We start from the raw sequence: 15,581 nt of genomic DNA, 5'->3' as shown, positions 1-15,581 counted from the left end.
CCATGTCGCCGCTCACTGCGTCTCATGCAACGGCTGGGGACGCCATTTCGCCAGGCGATCCTCGACCATCGTCATCAGATATTCGGCGCCAAGCGCCACCACCATGACAATGACGATGGCCGCATACATGCCGGCGGCGTCGAAGGATCCCTTGGCGATATTGATCAGCAGGCCGATGCCATAGCGCGAGCCGACGAATTCGCCGACGATCGCACCGATGATGGCAAAGCCGAAGCTGACATGCAGGCTGGCGAAGATCCAGCTCATCGCCGAAGGGACGATGACCGAGCGCGTCAACTGCCAGTTGGAGGCCCCGAGGATACGGGCATTGGCAATCATTGCCCTGTCGGCCTCCCGCACGCCCTGGAATGCATTGTGGAAGACAACGAAGAAAACCATGACGAAGGCAAGCGCCACTTTCGAAGCGAGGCCAAGGCCGAGGATCATGATGAAGATCGGCGCCAGAACCACGCGTGGGATGGAATTGATCACCTTGATGTAGATGGAGAAAATGTCGGCGGCCATGCGGTTGCGACCGAGCGCGACGCCGATGATGATGCCGGCTACCGAGCCGGTCACGAAGCCAATGACCGACTCCTCCATGGTAACATAGAGATGATACCAGAGCGGCCCCTCGGACGTTCCTTCCGTCGTCCATTCATAGAGCCGCTGCGCGATCGCGCTCGGCATCGCGTAGAAGAACGGATCGATCCACGCCAGGCGTGCGGCAATCTCCCACAGGCCGAGAAAGGCGACCAGGATGGCGACCCGCCAGAATATGACGGTGCGGCGACGGCGCTGCGATGCTTTTGCCGCGGCCGCTTCGATTTCCGCGTCGGAAGTGCCAGGCTTGAATGCCCCTGCCCTGATGTCGATGGCGGCATCTGTCATGGCGTTCCTCCTCAGGCCGCCGCGCGTGCATAGCTGGTCTCGACCTCTTCCTTGAGGTCGGCCCAGATGGTGCGCGAGTAATCGATGAAGCTTTGTTCGTAGCGGATGTCGGCGACGACGCGCGGGCGCGGCAGGTCGATCGTGTAGACCGACTTCACGGTGGCCGGCCCGGCGGTCAGGACATAGACCTTGTCGGCCAAGGCAATCGCCTCTTCCAGGTCATGGGTTACGAAGACCACGGAAGCCTTTGCTTCGGACCAAAGGCGCAGCAACTCCTCATGCATCAGCACGCGGGTCTGCACGTCAAGCGCCGAAAACGGCTCGTCCATGAGCAGGATCTCCGGACCGTTGATGAAAGTCTGCGCCAGCGCCACACGCTTGCGCATACCGCCCGAAAGCTGGTGCGGATAATGCTGTTCGAATCGTGACAGGCCGACGCGCGCCAGCCAGTCTCGCGCCGCAGCCATGGCTTCGGACTTGGCCTTGCCGCGAAAGAGCGGACCAGCCATCACGTTGTCGATCACGGTTCGCCACGGAAACAGGGCATCGCTTTGGAAAACAAAGCCGATGCGCGGGTCTATCCCTTTGACCGGCGCGCCCATGACACGAACCTCGCCAGCACTTGGGCTTGCCAGTCCGGTCACCAAGTTGAGGGTGGTAGATTTTCCGCAGCCGGTCGGGCCGACAACGGCGACGAATTCGCCGCGCTGTACGGTCATGGTGAAGTCGCGCAGTGCCGTCAGCGATTTGCCGGTGGGTGAAAGGAAACGCCGGCTGACGTTGATCAGCTCGATCGCCGGTGCATTTTTTTCAATAGCCATGGTGGAACTCCTGGATAAGAGCAGACGCCCGCCGTCGGCCCCAAGGCCGCCGGACGTGAAGAACTGACGGGTGCCGGCGTGATGGCTTCATCGCGCCGGCACGGCCTGCTACTTGGCGTTCTTGACGAATTCCGAGGTGTAGGTCTTGGCAAGGTCGATCTGCTTGCCCTGCAGTTCCTTCTTGAAGGCTGAAAGAACCGTCAGCACTGTCTCAGGTCCACCCTCGGGCATGATCCCGTCGGGGGTGAACATCGCCTTGCCGGCATCGAGGGCCTTCACATAGCCTTCCTTGTCGCCGACATAATAGTCCTTCGGCATCTTGTCGGCGATCTCGGCGCCGCTATGCGAATTGATGAACTTCTGCGTCTTGACGAAAGCGTTGGCCAGCTTCTGCACGATGTCCTTGTGCGCTTCGACCCAATCTGTCTGCATATAGAGGGAGGCGGCCGGGTAGGTGCCGCCGAGCGCGGCCTTGGTGCCTTCCATCGTGCGCATGTCGATAAGGACTTTGGCCTCACCAGTCTTCAGCAGCCGCGTGATCGTCGGTTCGGTCGTCATGCCCGCCTGGATCTTGTCCTGCTGCATGGCGGCAATGAAGGTGTTGCCGGCGCCGACCGGAACCGAAGTGAATTCGCCGAGCTTCAAGCCGTTCTTGACGGCAAGATATTCGGTAAGAAAATTCGTCGATGAGCCTAGACCGGTCACGCCCAGGCTCATGCCCTTGAAGTCGGCGGGCGACTTGATCTCGGGATGCTTGGTCGAAACGAGCTCGACCTCGCCCGGCGCCTGGCTGAACTGGACGATGGATTCGACGAATTTGCCCTTGGCCTGCAGATCGATGCAGTGATCATAAAAGCCGACAACTCCTTGCACGGCACCGGCAAGCATCTCGTTTTCGGCGTCGACCCCGGCCGGCTCATTCAGCAACTCGACGTCGAGACCCTCGTCCTTGAAGTAGCCCAGTGCTTCGGTCAGTTTGGCTGGCAGGTAAATCTGCTTCTCGTAGCCGCCGACCATGATGGAAACTTTGTCGGCGGCGTGTACGGACGGCGCTGACAAGGCCATGGTGGCGACGAGTGCGGTTGTGGCGGCTGAATCAAGCAGAATTCGCGCGAGCGACATGGCCTCTTCCCTTTGTTCGTTTCCCGCGCCCCTCTCTCTCCCATCGCGTTTGCACGACAATATGGGGGCGCCGGACAAGAGTTATGGCACCAACCTTTCATCCAGCTTTCAGGGTAAAGCCGAAAATGACGGCAAAGCTTACGGATCAGTAAGCCGTGGCCAGCAGGCCGTCGCGGCGTCGTGAAAATGCCCGCCGTGCCAAGTTCAGCGGTCAAACCCAAGCACGTCGCGCATATCATATTCGCCGGGCGAGCGTCCCGACACCCAAAGTGCCGCGGCGATGGCGCCACGGGCGAACATGGTGCGGTCGCCGGCAGCGTGCGACAAGGTAACAAGCTCGCCTTCGGCACAGAAGCTGACGCTGTGTTCGCCGATGATGCTGCCGCCGCGAACCACCGCAAAACCGATCTCGCCGGCCGGCCGCGCGCCGGTGACGCCGTCGCGGACGCGCCTTGCGACCGCGTCCAGGTCGACGCGGCGTCCACCGGCGACGGCCTGTCCCAGCATCAGTGCGGTGCCCGACGGCGCATCGATCTTGTGGCGATGATGCGCCTCGAAAATTTCGGCATCCCAATTTTCGGGGGCAAGTGCCCTCGCCGCCCGCTCGACCAGTCCGACCAGCATGTTCAGTCCAAGCGAAAAACTGCCGGAGCGGACGATGGGAATCGTTTTCGCGGCATCGGCTATATCAGCCAGTTCGCCCGCATCGAAACCGGTCGAACCGATCACCAGGGCCGGTCCGCCCCAATTTGCGCAAACCCTCGCCAGATCGGCGGAGGCGGCGGGCGTGGTGAAATCGATCACCACATCGGTCATGGCAAGCGCCTCGTCGCGGCTCGCCAGCCCATCGCCGACACTGCTTGGGCGATGGAAGCGGGCAGCAAGCGCGAGCCGCGGATCGGCCTGCACGGCCTCCGCCATCTGCCGCCCCATGCGGCCCAGCGCGCCGGCGATGGCGATCCGGATCGGCGGTTGCACCATGATCTCGACTATTTCCACATGCCGCGCATGCGCGCGCCGATGTCGACGCGCACCTCCGGCCGGGGCGCCCTGCCCTGTGCCGCCTGTGCGCTCGGCCACGACATCTGCTGGAACGCTCCAAGGATCGAGGCGGGGATGAAGCGGGTGCGTGAGGCGTAGAGGTGACGGTCGCCGCGCGCGGCCTGGCCATGGGGAAAGAAGCGCTGCGGCATGACCAGGTTGAGGCTGTCCTTGGCCCGCGTCATCGCCACATAGAGCAGCCGGCGCTCCTCCTCGATATCCTCCTTGGTGCCGACGCCGAGATCGGCCGGAATGCAGCCATCCACGGTGTTGAGCACGAAGACGTTCTTCCACTCCTGGCCCTTGGCCGAGTGGATGGTCGAAAGGATCAGATAGTCCTCGTCGCGATGCGGCGGCCCCGCCTGGTCGCTGGTCGCGTCCGGCGGATCGAGCGTGAGTTCGGTCAGGAAGCGTTCGCGCGAGGCGTAGCCAGAGCCGATCTGCTCGAGCTGCAACAGGTCGGCGCGGCGTGTGACGGCATCCTCATGGATGCGTTCCAGATGTGGCTCGTACCAGAGCCTGACCTGTTCGAGATCGGCCGGCCATTTGGCGCCGGCCCGCAGGCCGGAATAGAGCGAGACGAAACCCGGCCAGTCATCTGCAGCGCGTTGCGGCGGCCGCCAGCCGGCCAGCCCCATCGCCTCGTCCAGAGCCGATGTCATCGTCTCGACAATCTGCGCAGCAGCCGAAGGGCCAATGCCCGGCATCAGTTGCAGGACGCGAAAGCCGGCGACGCGGTCGCGCGGGTTTTCGGCAAAACGCAGCACCGCCAGCACATCCTTGACATGGGCGGCATCGAGGAATTTCAGGCCGCCGAACTTGACGAAGGGAATGTTGCGCCGCGTCAGCTCGATCTCCAGCGGCCCGCTGTGATGCGAGGCGCGAAACAGCACTGCCTGCGATTTCAGCGCCGTGCCAGCTTCTCGTTCGGCCAGAATGGTATCGCAGACGAAGTTGGCCTGCTCGACCTCGTCGCGGACGCTCACCAGCCTTGGCTTGTCGGTGGATTTGCGCTCCGACCAAAGGTTCTTGGTGAAGCGCTCCGAGGCCTCGCCGATCACCGCATTGGCGGCGGCCAGAATGGTTTCTGTCGAGCGGTAATTGCGCTCCAGCATCACCACATCGGCGGCCTGCGCGAACTGTTTTGGAAAATCGAGGATGTTGCGCACCTCGGCGGCGCGGAACGAATAGATCGACTGCGCATCGTCGCCGACCACCGTCAGCCCGGCGCCGTCGGGTTTCAGCGCCATCAGGATCGAGGCCTGCAGCCGGTTGGTGTCCTGGTATTCGTCGACCAGAACGTGGTCGAAACGCCCGCCCAGATGCGCCGCTATTTCCGGCTCGGCCGCCATCTGCGCCCAGTAGAGCAGCAGATCGTCGTAATCGAGCACGTTCTGCGCCTGCTTGGCCTCGACATAGCCGGCGAACAGTTGCTTGAGCTGATCGGCCCAACCGGCGCACCAGGGGAAAGCAGAACCCAGCACTTCGCCGAGCGGCGCCTGCGCGTTGACGGCGCGCGAATAGATGGCAAGGCAGGTGCCCTTGGTTGGGAAACGCGCCTCCGTTTTCGAGAAGCCAAGTTCGTGGCGCACGAGGTTCATCAGGTCGGCGGAATCCTCGCGATCATGGATGGTGAAGGCCGGGTCGAGGCCGATCTCCAGCGCATAGTCGCGCAACAGCCGGGCGCCGATGCCGTGAAAAGTGCCTGCCCAGGTCAGCGCATCGGTGATGACCGCGGCGTCGCGGCCGAGCACCTCGCCAGCGATGCGCTCGACGCGCTTGGCCATTTCGGACGCGGCGCGCCGCGAAAAGGTCATCAGCAGGATACGGCGCGGGTCGGCACCCCTGACGATCAGATGGGCGACGCGATGCGCTAGCGTGTTGGTCTTGCCCGAGCCGGCGCCGGCAATGACCAGCAAGGGCCCGGCGATCTTGCCGTCGCCATGCTCGACGGCCTGGCGCTGGGCGTCGTTCAGCCGCGCGAGATAGGCGGGCTGGGGAGTCGGTTCCACAAATGTCGAATCATGGGCGGCGAGGTTCATCGCCCATCAAGCATCGTTTCCGCTTTGTTCGCAACATGCAAGCGGCGCGACGGACCCTTGATTTTGATGCAATTCCCAACGCAAAGCGCTGTGCGCTTTTCCTGGAATTGCCCTACCGCCGGGGATCGACACCCATGGCCGCCGATTGGCGGCGCAGAACGTCGCGGTCACTTCTCGACGCGGGCAGCAACAGGGGATCGATGTCGCCGGGCACGTCATCGATCATCTTTCGCGCGAGGCGATAGGCGAGAAAGGCGAATGTACCTGCTAGAAGCAAACGGATCATGCCGCGGTTCTCCTCTGATGAGAGTCAACCGGAAACATGACGGTTTGTTCCATCACGCGAAGTTCGCAACCAAACCGATGGCGCGTCGTTGAAAGGGTGGAGGCGACAGCGATGAAGAAGCTAGGATTAGCCCTCATTCTGGTGGTTTTGGCTGTCTCGGCCTGCGACAACAAATTGCCACCGACCAAGGCCCCTGGTGCCGAACAAAGCTCTCACGCCAGCGATCCTGTCATGGACACGGAGACTGTCAGCAACTGAGATAGTTCCGGTGCAATGAGGACCGCAAAACCTCAATGCATTGCAGCGATGCATTCTTCAAGCAGCTCAAGGCGGAACTTGGCATTGCGCAGTTCGTGGCCGGCGTCCTGCTGCAACTGACGGCCTCGGGCCGGCGATGCCACTGTGAGGTTTCTTTCCAGTTCGGCGATGCGCGCACGCACCTGCCGCGCCTCGTCCTGACGCAACGCCTTTATCCAGCTCCGCCCGCGCATCCGTCTTCCCGCAACAGCCCAAATACCGGCACCTTCCATGCCATAAAGACGCTAACGCCCTGCAAGTGCGAATATTCTAAATTTAATGGATGCTAATTTAGAAGGAGATCGGCGCGCGGGAAGAAGGCCGGCGCCGCTTGGGAGGAGAAGGCGCCGGCCAAGCGGATAAATCAGGTCCGCCGCACCATACAAGGTAGCTGAGTCTTGCCCCTGCGTCATGCGGGATCGCGGATTTCGGCCTTTTCCAGGCGTTTTCCACCGGCAAAGGCGTGCCGACGAGGGTCCGCAGCCGATCAAAATCCGAGCCGTTGCCTGGCGATGGCGGCATGGAAACTGGCTCCGAACACCAGCCCTTCATCATTGAAGTCATAGCTGGAATTGTGCAGCGGCGCCGAAGCCTCGCCATTGCCGAGGAAGACGAAGCAGCCCGGCACGTGATCGAGGAAACGGGCAAAATCCTCCGACGCCGTCATGGGCTCGCGGGCAATCGCGATATTGCCGGGCTCGAAGACATTTTTGGCGGCGGCGAAGGCCGCCTCGACCAGTTCGGTGTCGTTGTGCAAGGGCACGAATTCCCTGGTGTAATTGACCTCGGCGGCAACGTTGTAGGCGGCCGCGGTGCCCTCGGCGATGATGCGCATCTGGCGTTCGATCTCCGCGCTGACTTCGGGGCGAAAACTGCGCGCATCGCCGAGGATGCGGGCAAGACCAGGCAGCGCATTGCGGGTGCCGTCGGTGATCAGTTCGGTCACAGAAACCACGGCTATGTCGGTCGGGCTCAGGCGGCGCGAAACGATGGTCTGCAGATTGGTGACCAGCGCGCAGGCGGCGACCAGCGTTTCGTTGCCCGATTGCGGCCGTGCCGCGTGGCCGCCGAGCCCCTTGAGCACGATCTCGAAATTATCCTCGGCCGACATGACCGGGCCGACACGGGTCTCGAAGTGCCCAACGGGAAGGCCGGGCATGTTGTGCAGGCCAAAGATCTCGTCGAAGGGGAAGCGCTGCATCAGGCCGTCGTCGAGCATGGCCAGCGCGCCCCTGCCCCACTCCTCGGCCGGCTGGAAGATGAAGCGCACGGTGCCGTCGAAACCACCCTCACCCGCCAGCAGCTTTGCCGCGCCAAGCAGCATGGCGGTGTGGCCATCATGGCCGCAGGCGTGCATGATACCGGGATTGCCGGAGCGGTAGGGCGCGCTTGATTGCTCCGCGATGCGCAGCGCATCCATGTCGGCCCGCAACGCAATGGCGCGGTTGCCGCTGCCGCGCTTCAGCGTGCCGACGACGCCGGTGCCGCCGACGCCCTCGGCGACATCGTCCAGGCCGAATTCCCGCAGCTTGGCCGCGACGAAGGCCGCGGTGCGTTTCTCCTCGAAGCCGAATTCGGGGTGCGCGTGCAGGTCGCGCCGCCAAGCGGTCATCTCGCGCTTCAGCGTTTCTGGATCGAGTTTAGCCATGTCTTCAGCCCTCGAGTTCGGCAAGTTCAGCGACCACATCAAGCAGGATGTTGGCGCCGGCAAGAAGCTCGGCATCCTCGGTGTGTTCATGCGGGCTGTGGCTGATGCCTCCGGCGCTCGGCACGAAGATCATCGCCGCCGGCGCGATGCGCGCGATCATCTGCGCGTCATGGCCGGCGCCCGAGGTCATGCGCCGCGAGGCAAGCCCGCGCTTCCTGGCAGCAGCCTCAATCAACTCGACGACCTGCCCATCGAAAACAACCGGCTCGAAGCAGGCCAGCCGTTCGACCGACACGGTGATGCCCTCGGCGGCGAGCTGCTCGAGAAAGGCGGCCAGCGACGCCTCCTGTGCTTGCAGGCTCTGCTCGTCGGGATCGCGCAGGTCGACCGTCAAGACGGCGCGCGATGGGATGACATTGATGGCGTTCGGCTCGAAGCGCATCGTGCCGACGGTGGCAACGGTCGGCGCGTTGGAGGCCGCGGCAAGGTCATGCAGGAAGGTGACCACGCGTGCCGCGGCATATCCGGCGTCGCAGCGCATCGACATCGGCGTGGTGCCGGCATGGTTGGCGACGCCATCGAGGGTGATGCGCTGCCAGGAGATGCCCTGCAGGGTTTCCACCGCGCCGATCGGAATGCCTTCGCGCTCCAGGACCGGCCCCTGTTCGATGTGCAGTTCGACATAGAGGTGCGGCTTGAGAAAGCCAGGTTCGCGCTCGCCGGCGTAGCCGATGCGGACGAGTTCCTGCCCGAGCGTGCTGCCGTCGGTGCCGACAGCGGCGAGTGCCGCCTCGACATCGACGCCGCCGGCATGGACCAGCGACCCCATCATGTCGGGGGAGAAGCGCACGCCCTCCTCATTGGTGAAGGCCGCGACGGCGAGAGGGCGCAACGGCGAGAGACCCGATGCCTTCAGCGTCTCGATCACCTCCAGCCCGGCAAGCACGCCGTAGCAGCCATCATAGATGCCGGCGTCGATGACGGTATCGATGTGGGAGCCGATGAGCAGCGGCGCCTCGCCTACATTGTCGGCACTTTGCCAGATGCCGAAAATGTTGCCGATGCGGTCGATGGCGACATCGAGCCCGGCCTGGCGCAGCCAGCCGACAAAGAGGTCACGGCCCTGCCTGTCGGTGTCGGAGGCGGCCAGCCGGGTCAGCCTGCCCTCGCCGTCGCGGCCAACAGCGCCAAGTTCGCGGATGCGGCCAAGCAGGCGCTGCGCGTCGACCGCGATCATGGCGTTGCCTCGGCAACGAGCTTGCCGGCCAACACATCAGCAGGGCTCATGCCAACCAGTTCGGCATAGCGATGCGGGTCGGTGGCGCCTTCGGTGTTGATCACCAGCACGCGGGATTTGCCGTCGAGGCCAAGATCGGCCCTGTTTTCGGCCATCGCCCGGATCAGTCCGGCAAGACCGACCCCGCCGCTCTCGCCGGCAACGATGGCCGGATCGCTGCCGGCAGGCAGGGCCAGCCGCCGCATCGCGCCGACCGCGTCGTCCTCGTCCACGGCCATGAAGGCATCGGCGGCGCGCGCCAGCACGCGCCAGGCGACCTGAGAGGCCTCATAGCATTCAAGCATGGCCATGACCGTCGGCTGGTCGTGCGCCACCTTGACCACATGCCCTGCCCGGGCAGCCGCGACAACGCAGGCCGCGCGCGCTGGCTCGACAACGATGAAGGTCGGCCTGGCGTCGCCGAGCACGATGGCGAGATGGCCGGCCACCGCCGCGGCAATGCCGCCAACGCCGGCCTGGACGAAGACATGGGTTGGCGGTTCGCCGAGCTGGCGCAGCGCTTCGCGCACGATCGCCGTATAGCCTTGCATCACCAGGCCGGGAATCCGCTCATAACCCGGCCACGACGTATCCGACACCACGCTCCAGCCCTTCTCGGCCGCGACCTGTGCCGCTTGCCTGACAGAATCGTCATAGTTGCCATCGACGCGAACCATCTCAGCGCCGTAGCGGGCTATGGCAGCAATGCGTCCGTCGCTGACGCCGGCATGGACAAAGATCACGGCCCTGGCGCCGGCAAGCTCGGCGCCTTGCGCGACCGAGCGGCCGTGATTGCCGTCGGTGGCGCAGGCAAATGTCATCTTCGCGGCGACCGAGCGAACATCGGCACGATCGAGATCCTCGATATCGACGGGGCGGCCAAGGCGCTTGCCTGCCTCTTCCAACACCAAGCGGAAGACAGCATAGGCGCCGCCCAGCGCCTTGAAGCTGCCCAGGCCGAGACGAAAGCCCTCATCCTTGACATGCAGCGCAGCGAGGCCAAGTTCGCCCGCCAGCGCCGGCAGCGCGTGCAGCGGCGTCATCGCGTGATTGTCGCGATGGGCAAGAAAGCGCTCGACCGTGTCCGCGCCCGCGATCCCGAGGGTTTCGGCATCGGTCGCATCAAGCGGCTCACCGTGCAAGGCATTGCGATTGGGCAGGAACACTGGCGCCTCCTTGGCAGTCAGCGACAACATATTGCAGGACAGGCGCAAAGAGCGCTGTAATTGAGCCTGCGAAATGCAAGTTTGTTTCACCGGGATACCGCCATTGCCTCCATCATCGCCCCCACTCGACAGTTTCGATCTCGCCATCCTTGCCATCCTGCAGCGCGACAACACGACGCCGCAGCGGCTGATCGGCGAAGCGGTGAACCTGTCGGCACCGGCGGTGCAGCGCCGCATCAAGCGCATGGAGCAGGCCGGCGTCATTGCAAGCAATGTCGCAATCATCGAACCCGCGGCGGTCGGCCAGCCCATCACCATCTTCGTCGAGGTGGAGCTGGAGAGCGAGCGAACCGAGCTGATCGACGCGGCCAAGCGGCAATTCTCGCAAACGCCCGAAGTGCAGCAGTGCTATTACGTCACCGGCGAGGCCGACTTCATCCTCGTCATCACCGTGGCCGACATGGGCGCCTATGAGGCGCTGACTCGAAAGCTGTTCTTCGGCAACAACAATGTCCGGAAATTCCGCACCTTCGTGGCCATGGACCGCGTCAAGGTCGGGCTGACGGTGCCGTTGCCGGATTGAGCCTTGCCGGCAGGCAGGCTCCACCGCCATGCTTTTGACATTCTCAGGACGCGAATTGAGCTGGGAGGCGTGCTTGGACCACACCACGACAGTAGCGATCATCGGGGCCGGGCCGGCGGGCCTGGCGGTTGCCGCATGCCTGCGGCAGGCCGGCGTCGACTTCATCATCATCGAAAAAGAGCAGCAGGCCGCCCCTGCCTGGCGGCGCCATTACGAGCGCGTCCATCTGCATACGACCAAGCGCTATTCGTCGCTGCCCTTCGTGCCCTTTCCTAAACACTATCCGCGTTATGTGCCGCGCGCTCTCTTCGTCGACTATCTCGATGCCTACGCGCAACGCTTCGACCTCAGGCCCCAGTTCGGAGAAACGGTGAAAGCGGTCACCCGGGACGGTCGCGGCTGGCGTGTGGACGCGCCATCCGGACCGTTGCGCGCCAAACATGTGGTGATCGCGTCAGGCTACAATGCCGAGCCCTTGCGGCCCGGGTTTGCCGGTATCGACACTTTCACGGGCAAGACATTGCACAGCGCGGACTATCGCAATGCCAAACCGTTCGCCGGTCAGTCGGTGCTGGTCATCGGCATGGGCAACACCGGCGCGGAGATTGCGCTCGATCTGGCGGAAAACGGTGCACAGCCGACCATTTCCGTACGCGGCGGCGTTCATATCGTGCCGCGCGAACTGTTCGGCGTGCCCATCCAGATGGTCGGAATGGCTGCGCGCCTGGGGCCGCAACGCTTCAACGATGTTCTTTTCCCGGTCATTCTCGACGTGGTGCTGGGCAGGCTGGAAAAATACGGGCTCAAACGGCCGGGACAAGGACTGCTGGAACAGATTGCGATTGCATCGCGCATTCCGGTGATCGATGTAGGCACCATCGGCAAGATCCGCGAAGGCGCGATCAAGGTCGCGCCCGATATCGCCGAGATTTCGCAACGCGGCGCCCGTTTTGCCGACGGCAAACACAGCAAATTCGACGCGATCATCTTCGCCACCGGCTACCGGCCGGGCTATGCCAGATTTCTCGAGCCCGGCATCCAGCCGGACCGCAGTGGCGTTACCCCCAAAGCCTCGGATCTCGGTCTCTACCTCATTGGTTTCCACAATGCAGTCACCGGATTGCTGCGCGAGATCGGGATCGAGGCGCAGGCCATCGCCGACGATATAAGGCACCGGCTGAACAGGAAAAAGGCTTCCGAAATCCTGCCAGTGTGATCTGCGGCCTGCCCTATCCCAGTGCAGTCTTCAGCATCATGCCGGCGATCTCCTTCGTCAGCTTGGAGGCGACAAGCGCCGTCATGTTGGAGAGATCCTGGCTTGGATTGTATTCGACAATATCGGCGGCCACGATCGGCTGGTCGATGCCTTGAATGAGGTTGATGACCTGGCGGGTCGACAGCCCGCCGGGCTCGCGGTGCGAGACGCCGGGTGCAAAGGCGGGGTCGAGCCCGTCGAGATCCATCGAGACATAGACTGGTGTTGTGAGGTCGAGCCGCAGGCCCTCGCTGACATGGCGCGCCTCGACCACCTCGATGCCGAAGCGCCCGATCTGGCCGCGAAGGTCGTCGTTGAGGGTGCGCAGGCCGATCTGAATCAGCCGGTCGGCCAACCGCTCCTCCATGATGCGGGCGAAGGACGAGGTGTGGGAGCGCAAATTGCCCTGATAGGCAGGATAGATATCGGGGTGTGCATCGATTTGGACGATCGTCAGGCTAGGGTGGCGCCGCCGCACGGCACGCAGAACCGGCCAGGCAATGGCGTGATCGCCACCCAGGCTGATCAGCGGATGGCCGGCATTCAGCGCGCGTCCGACCTCACTTTCGATGCGTTCCCAGGGGTCGCCGGCGCCGGCAAAGTCGATGTCGCCATGGTCGAGGAAGCGATCCGTCAGATCGAAGCCGGTTTCGCTCCACGAACTGTGGGCGTCGCTATGCAGCTCCCGCCTGATCAGCGCTGGGGCGTCGGCCGAGCCGCGCAGATGGGACGAGTTCTCGTCATGCGGTATTCCCAGAAGCGAAATCGCGCCTGTCATCGACGTCCTCCCCGATGCAGAGAGAGCCTCTATACCGGTACGAGTTGGCCGTTGCGACGAGAGCTGGTTGGGCCAGGTCCGTGCCAGGGATTGAGATCGGCTAGGCCTTGCGCAGCCAGACCTTGTTGTCGTGGAAGGCGGCGCCGCCATAGGGCGCCGGCGCATCGGCTCCGGTCAGCACGTTGATGCCCTCGCCGCGCTCATGCGCGCTGTTCGGCCAGATGCCTTCGGCGATCACCACTCCGCGCTTGATGCCGTCGAAGAATTTCGCGTGCAGCACCAACTCGCCGCGCGGGTTGCCGACCTCGACACGGTCGCCGTCGGCAAGCCCAAGATCCGCCGCGTCGTCGGGATGGAGGAGCAATGCCGGCCTGCCTTCCTTTTCCTTCGACACCGGCGTTTCGGCAAAGGTCGAGTTGAGGAAGTTGCGCGCCGGCGAGGTCGTCAGCCGGAACGGATGCGCCTCGTCGGCCACTTCGATCAGGTCGACATGGTCGGGAAACTCTGGCAGGCGCTCCACCGGTCCGAACAGGCCCATGCTCTTCGGCGGCCGGTTGGGAGCCGCCTGGCCGGTCCAGTCGGCGCGGAAGCGAAATTTACCATCCGCATGGCCAAACCCGTTGATAAAATGTGCGGCCTCGAAATCCGGCTGCAGATCGACCCATTTCTGCTCTTTCAAGCTGTCGAAACTGCCCAGCCCACGCTTGCCGAGAATGATGTCGATGTGCTGCTGTTCTGTCAGGCCGAAGCCCGGGCGGTCGGCGACGCCGAGGCGCTCGGCCAGTTGCTCGATGACGAAATGGTTGGTGCGCGGCCCTTCCGGTGGCTCGATCAGCTTTGGCCCGAGCGTGATGTGCTGGTTGCCGCCGCCCTTGTAGACGTCGTCATGCTCCAGAAACATCGTCGCCGGCAGCACCACATCGGCCAGCCTGGCGGTGTCGGTCATGAACTGCTCGTGCACGCAAGTGAACAGGTCGTCGCGCAGAAAGCCCTGCTTCACCAGCCGCTGCTCAGGCGCGACATTCACCGGGTTGGTGTTCTGGATCAGCATCGCCGTCACTGGCGGTCCGCCGTAGAGCGCGTCGCCAGCGCCAGTCAGCACCGGACCGATGCGCGAATGGTCGAGATAGCGGATGGACGGATCGCGCATCCTGGTGCCTTCCAGCACCTCCTGGTTGAGCTTGAAGATGCCGGAATTCGAATGGAAGGCGCCGCCGCCCTCATACTGCCAGCTTCCTGTGACCGCGGCGATGCAGGAGGCGGCATGCATGTTGACGGCGCCGTTACGCTGGCGGGCAAAGCCGTAGCCGAGACGGAAATAGGTTTTCCTGGTCGTGCCAACGAGGCGGGCAAAGGCTTCGATCTCGGCGACCGACAAGCCCGTGATCTGGGCCGCCCATTCAGGGGTTCGCGTCCTAAGATGCTCTTCCAAACCCTTCGGATCGTCGGTGTATTTTTCGAGATAGGCACGGTCGGCCAGGCCTTCCCTGAACAGCACATGCATGACCGCGCAGGCCAGCGCGCCGTCGGTGCCGGGTTTCAGCACCAGGCCCATGTCGGCCTGCTTCATCGTCGCGTTTTCATAGACGTCGATGACGACGATTTTAGCGCCGCGTTCCTTGCGCGCCTTGATGGCATGGGTCATCACATTGACCTGCGTGACCACGGCATTGGTGCCCCAGATCACCACACACTCGGATTTCGCCATTTCGCGCGGGTCGGGCCCACGCAAGGCGCCCGCCCCCATCATCCAGCCGGTCCAGGCGAGATTGGTGCAGATCGACCCGAAGAAGCCCGAATACTTCTTGGCATGACGCAGCCTGTCGATGCCGTCGCGCTGCACCAGCCCCATCGTGCCGGCATAGAAATAAGGCCAGACCGTCTCCGAGCCGTATTTGTCTTCGGCCGCGATGAACCTTTCGGCGACGAGGTCGAGCGCGGCCTCCCAGCTCGCTTCCTGCCAGACGCCGTCGCCTTTTGCGCCGGCGCGGATCAGCGGCTTCAGCAAGCGGTCGGGGTGGTGGACGCGGTCGGCATAGCGCGCGACCTTGGCGCAGACGACGCCGGATGTGTAGGTGTTGGCCTTGGCGCCATGGACACGGCCGATGCGGTTGGCGTCGAGCAACTCGACCTCGAGCGCGCAGGTGGACGGGCAATCATGCGGACAGGCCGAATGGCCGATGCGAAGCTTGGCGTGCTGGTTCATGGGGGATGTTTAGCTGGTTCCGAACGTGGCGTGTAGGGCCAGATTTGCCCATAGACTGCCTTTCGGGGATGCCTTTTCTACCCGATATGTGGCGACTTCCACCCGATGTGTGGCGACGCATTGCAAGCACCGCATCCCGCACAGCGTATGTAGCCGGACATGCGCTGCC

At 63.6% G+C, this 15,581-nt stretch carries 15 protein-coding genes; 3 read left to right on the top strand and 12 right to left on the bottom strand.

The features are described 5' to 3' along the window. Positions 1-12 precede the first annotated feature (12 nt). From AB4Z43_RS24765 to AB4Z43_RS24740, 6 genes are all read right to left on the bottom strand, one after another. Positions 13-891 (bottom strand): ABC transporter permease, encoded by an 879-nt coding sequence (locus AB4Z43_RS24765; protein ID WP_019857360.1) that lies wholly within the window; start codon positions 889-891, stop codon positions 13-15. A gap of 11 nt (positions 892-902) precedes the next feature. Further along, positions 903-1,712: an ABC transporter ATP-binding protein gene (locus tag AB4Z43_RS24760; RefSeq protein WP_038645810.1), complete on the bottom strand. Its 810-nt coding sequence runs from the start codon at positions 1,710-1,712 to the stop codon at positions 903-905. Between the two features lie 108 nt (positions 1,713-1,820). Continuing rightward, complete coding sequence (locus AB4Z43_RS24755) at positions 1,821-2,777, bottom strand: ABC transporter substrate-binding protein (RefSeq protein WP_441939346.1); 957 nt, start codon at positions 2,775-2,777, stop codon at positions 1,821-1,823. 261 nt (positions 2,778-3,038) lie between these two features. Continuing rightward, positions 3,039-3,815 (bottom strand): 4-hydroxy-tetrahydrodipicolinate reductase, encoded by a 777-nt coding sequence (gene dapB / locus AB4Z43_RS24750; protein WP_064985084.1) that lies wholly within the window; start codon positions 3,813-3,815, stop codon positions 3,039-3,041. Positions 3,816-3,823: 8 nt separating this feature from the next. Next, complete coding sequence (locus tag AB4Z43_RS24745) at positions 3,824-5,917, bottom strand: ATP-dependent helicase (RefSeq protein ID WP_038645806.1); 2,094 nt, start codon at positions 5,915-5,917, stop codon at positions 3,824-3,826. A gap of 112 nt (positions 5,918-6,029) precedes the next feature. After that, the gene (locus tag AB4Z43_RS24740; RefSeq protein ID WP_081296140.1) at positions 6,030-6,203 is read right to left on the bottom strand and encodes a hypothetical protein; all 174 of its coding nucleotides are present in this window, start codon (positions 6,201-6,203) and stop codon (positions 6,030-6,032) included. 111 nt (positions 6,204-6,314) lie between these two features. Between AB4Z43_RS24740 and AB4Z43_RS24735 the strand changes: the two genes are divergently transcribed. After that, positions 6,315-6,461 carry a hypothetical protein gene (locus AB4Z43_RS24735; protein ID WP_167470438.1) on the top strand — a complete coding sequence of 49 codons (147 nt, stop codon included), beginning with the start codon at positions 6,315-6,317 and terminating at the stop codon, positions 6,459-6,461. Positions 6,462-6,493: 32 nt separating this feature from the next. On the opposite strand, the gene AB4Z43_RS24730 is transcribed toward AB4Z43_RS24735, so the two are convergent. From AB4Z43_RS24730 to AB4Z43_RS24715, 4 genes are all read right to left on the bottom strand, one after another. Further along, on the bottom strand, positions 6,494-6,667 hold the full coding sequence (locus AB4Z43_RS24730) for a hypothetical protein (RefSeq protein ID WP_236952089.1): 174 nt from the start codon (positions 6,665-6,667) through the stop codon (positions 6,494-6,496). 320 nt (positions 6,668-6,987) lie between these two features. After that, positions 6,988-8,148, bottom strand: coding sequence for a M20 aminoacylase family protein (locus AB4Z43_RS24725; protein ID WP_441939221.1), 1,161 nt, complete (start codon positions 8,146-8,148; stop codon positions 6,988-6,990). Between the two features lie 4 nt (positions 8,149-8,152). Beyond that, the gene (locus AB4Z43_RS24720) at positions 8,153-9,385 is read right to left on the bottom strand and encodes a Zn-dependent hydrolase (RefSeq protein WP_441939220.1); all 1,233 of its coding nucleotides are present in this window, start codon (positions 9,383-9,385) and stop codon (positions 8,153-8,155) included. Beyond that, complete coding sequence (locus AB4Z43_RS24715) at positions 9,382-10,590, bottom strand: diaminopropionate ammonia-lyase (RefSeq protein WP_441939218.1); 1,209 nt, start codon at positions 10,588-10,590, stop codon at positions 9,382-9,384. The genes AB4Z43_RS24720 and AB4Z43_RS24715 overlap by 4 nt, the downstream gene beginning before the upstream one ends. A 103-nt stretch (positions 10,591-10,693) precedes the next feature. Between AB4Z43_RS24715 and AB4Z43_RS24710 the strand changes: the two genes are divergently transcribed. Both AB4Z43_RS24710 and AB4Z43_RS24705 read left to right on the top strand, forming a co-directional pair. Next, the gene (locus AB4Z43_RS24710; RefSeq protein WP_064984912.1) at positions 10,694-11,173 is read left to right on the top strand and encodes an Lrp/AsnC family transcriptional regulator; all 480 of its coding nucleotides are present in this window, start codon (positions 10,694-10,696) and stop codon (positions 11,171-11,173) included. Between the two features lie 28 nt (positions 11,174-11,201). After that, entirely contained in the window at positions 11,202-12,389 is a 1,188-nt protein-coding gene (locus tag AB4Z43_RS24705) for a flavin-containing monooxygenase (RefSeq protein WP_441939216.1), read from the top strand. 13 nt (positions 12,390-12,402) lie between these two features. On the opposite strand, the gene AB4Z43_RS24700 is transcribed toward AB4Z43_RS24705, so the two are convergent. Together AB4Z43_RS24700 and AB4Z43_RS24695 are read right to left on the bottom strand one after the other, a co-directional pair. Beyond that, a complete protein-coding gene (locus AB4Z43_RS24700; RefSeq protein ID WP_019857348.1) occupies positions 12,403-13,206 on the bottom strand; it encodes an arginase family protein in 804 nt (267 codons plus the stop codon). Positions 13,207-13,306: 100 nt separating this feature from the next. Then, on the bottom strand, positions 13,307-15,412 hold the full coding sequence (locus AB4Z43_RS24695; RefSeq protein ID WP_441939215.1) for a molybdopterin-containing oxidoreductase family protein: 2,106 nt from the start codon (positions 15,410-15,412) through the stop codon (positions 13,307-13,309). Positions 15,413-15,581 lie beyond the last annotated feature (169 nt).

Origin of the sequence: Mesorhizobium sp. 2RAF45 (genome assembly GCF_052115225.1) — a bacterium.
Taxonomy (GTDB): Bacteria; Pseudomonadota; Alphaproteobacteria; order Rhizobiales; family Rhizobiaceae; genus Mesorhizobium; species Mesorhizobium jarvisii.
The sequence above is the reverse complement of the archived record's forward strand: the minus strand, read 5'-3'. Positions and strand labels throughout refer to the sequence as shown.

Bases quoted from the DNA above. Each gene is read 5' to 3' on its own strand.
- AB4Z43_RS24695 (WP_441939215.1), bottom strand. From the start codon at position 15,412: ATGAACCAGCACGCCAAGCTTCGCATCGGCCATTCGGCCTGTCCGCAT.
- dapB (WP_064985084.1), bottom strand. From the start codon at position 3,815: ATGGTGCAACCGCCGATCCGGATCGCCATCGCCGGCGCGCTGGGCCGC.
- AB4Z43_RS24765 (WP_019857360.1), bottom strand. From the start codon at position 891: ATGACAGATGCCGCCATCGACATCAGGGCAGGGGCATTCAAGCCTGGC.
- AB4Z43_RS24700 (WP_019857348.1), bottom strand. From the start codon at position 13,206: ATGACAGGCGCGATTTCGCTTCTGGGAATACCGCATGACGAGAACTCG.
- AB4Z43_RS24725 (WP_441939221.1), bottom strand. From the start codon at position 8,148: ATGGCTAAACTCGATCCAGAAACGCTGAAGCGCGAGATGACCGCTTGG.
- AB4Z43_RS24720 (WP_441939220.1), bottom strand. From the start codon at position 9,385: ATGATCGCGGTCGACGCGCAGCGCCTGCTTGGCCGCATCCGCGAACTT.
- AB4Z43_RS24740 (WP_081296140.1), bottom strand. From the start codon at position 6,203: ATGATCCGTTTGCTTCTAGCAGGTACATTCGCCTTTCTCGCCTATCGC.
- AB4Z43_RS24735 (WP_167470438.1), top strand. From the start codon at position 6,315: ATGAAGAAGCTAGGATTAGCCCTCATTCTGGTGGTTTTGGCTGTCTCG.
- AB4Z43_RS24760 (WP_038645810.1), bottom strand. From the start codon at position 1,712: ATGGCTATTGAAAAAAATGCACCGGCGATCGAGCTGATCAACGTCAGC.
- AB4Z43_RS24705 (WP_441939216.1), top strand. From the start codon at position 11,202: ATGCTTTTGACATTCTCAGGACGCGAATTGAGCTGGGAGGCGTGCTTG.
- AB4Z43_RS24745 (WP_038645806.1), bottom strand. From the start codon at position 5,917: ATGAACCTCGCCGCCCATGATTCGACATTTGTGGAACCGACTCCCCAG.
- AB4Z43_RS24755 (WP_441939346.1), bottom strand. From the start codon at position 2,777: ATGGCCTTGTCAGCGCCGTCCGTACACGCCGCCGACAAAGTTTCCATC.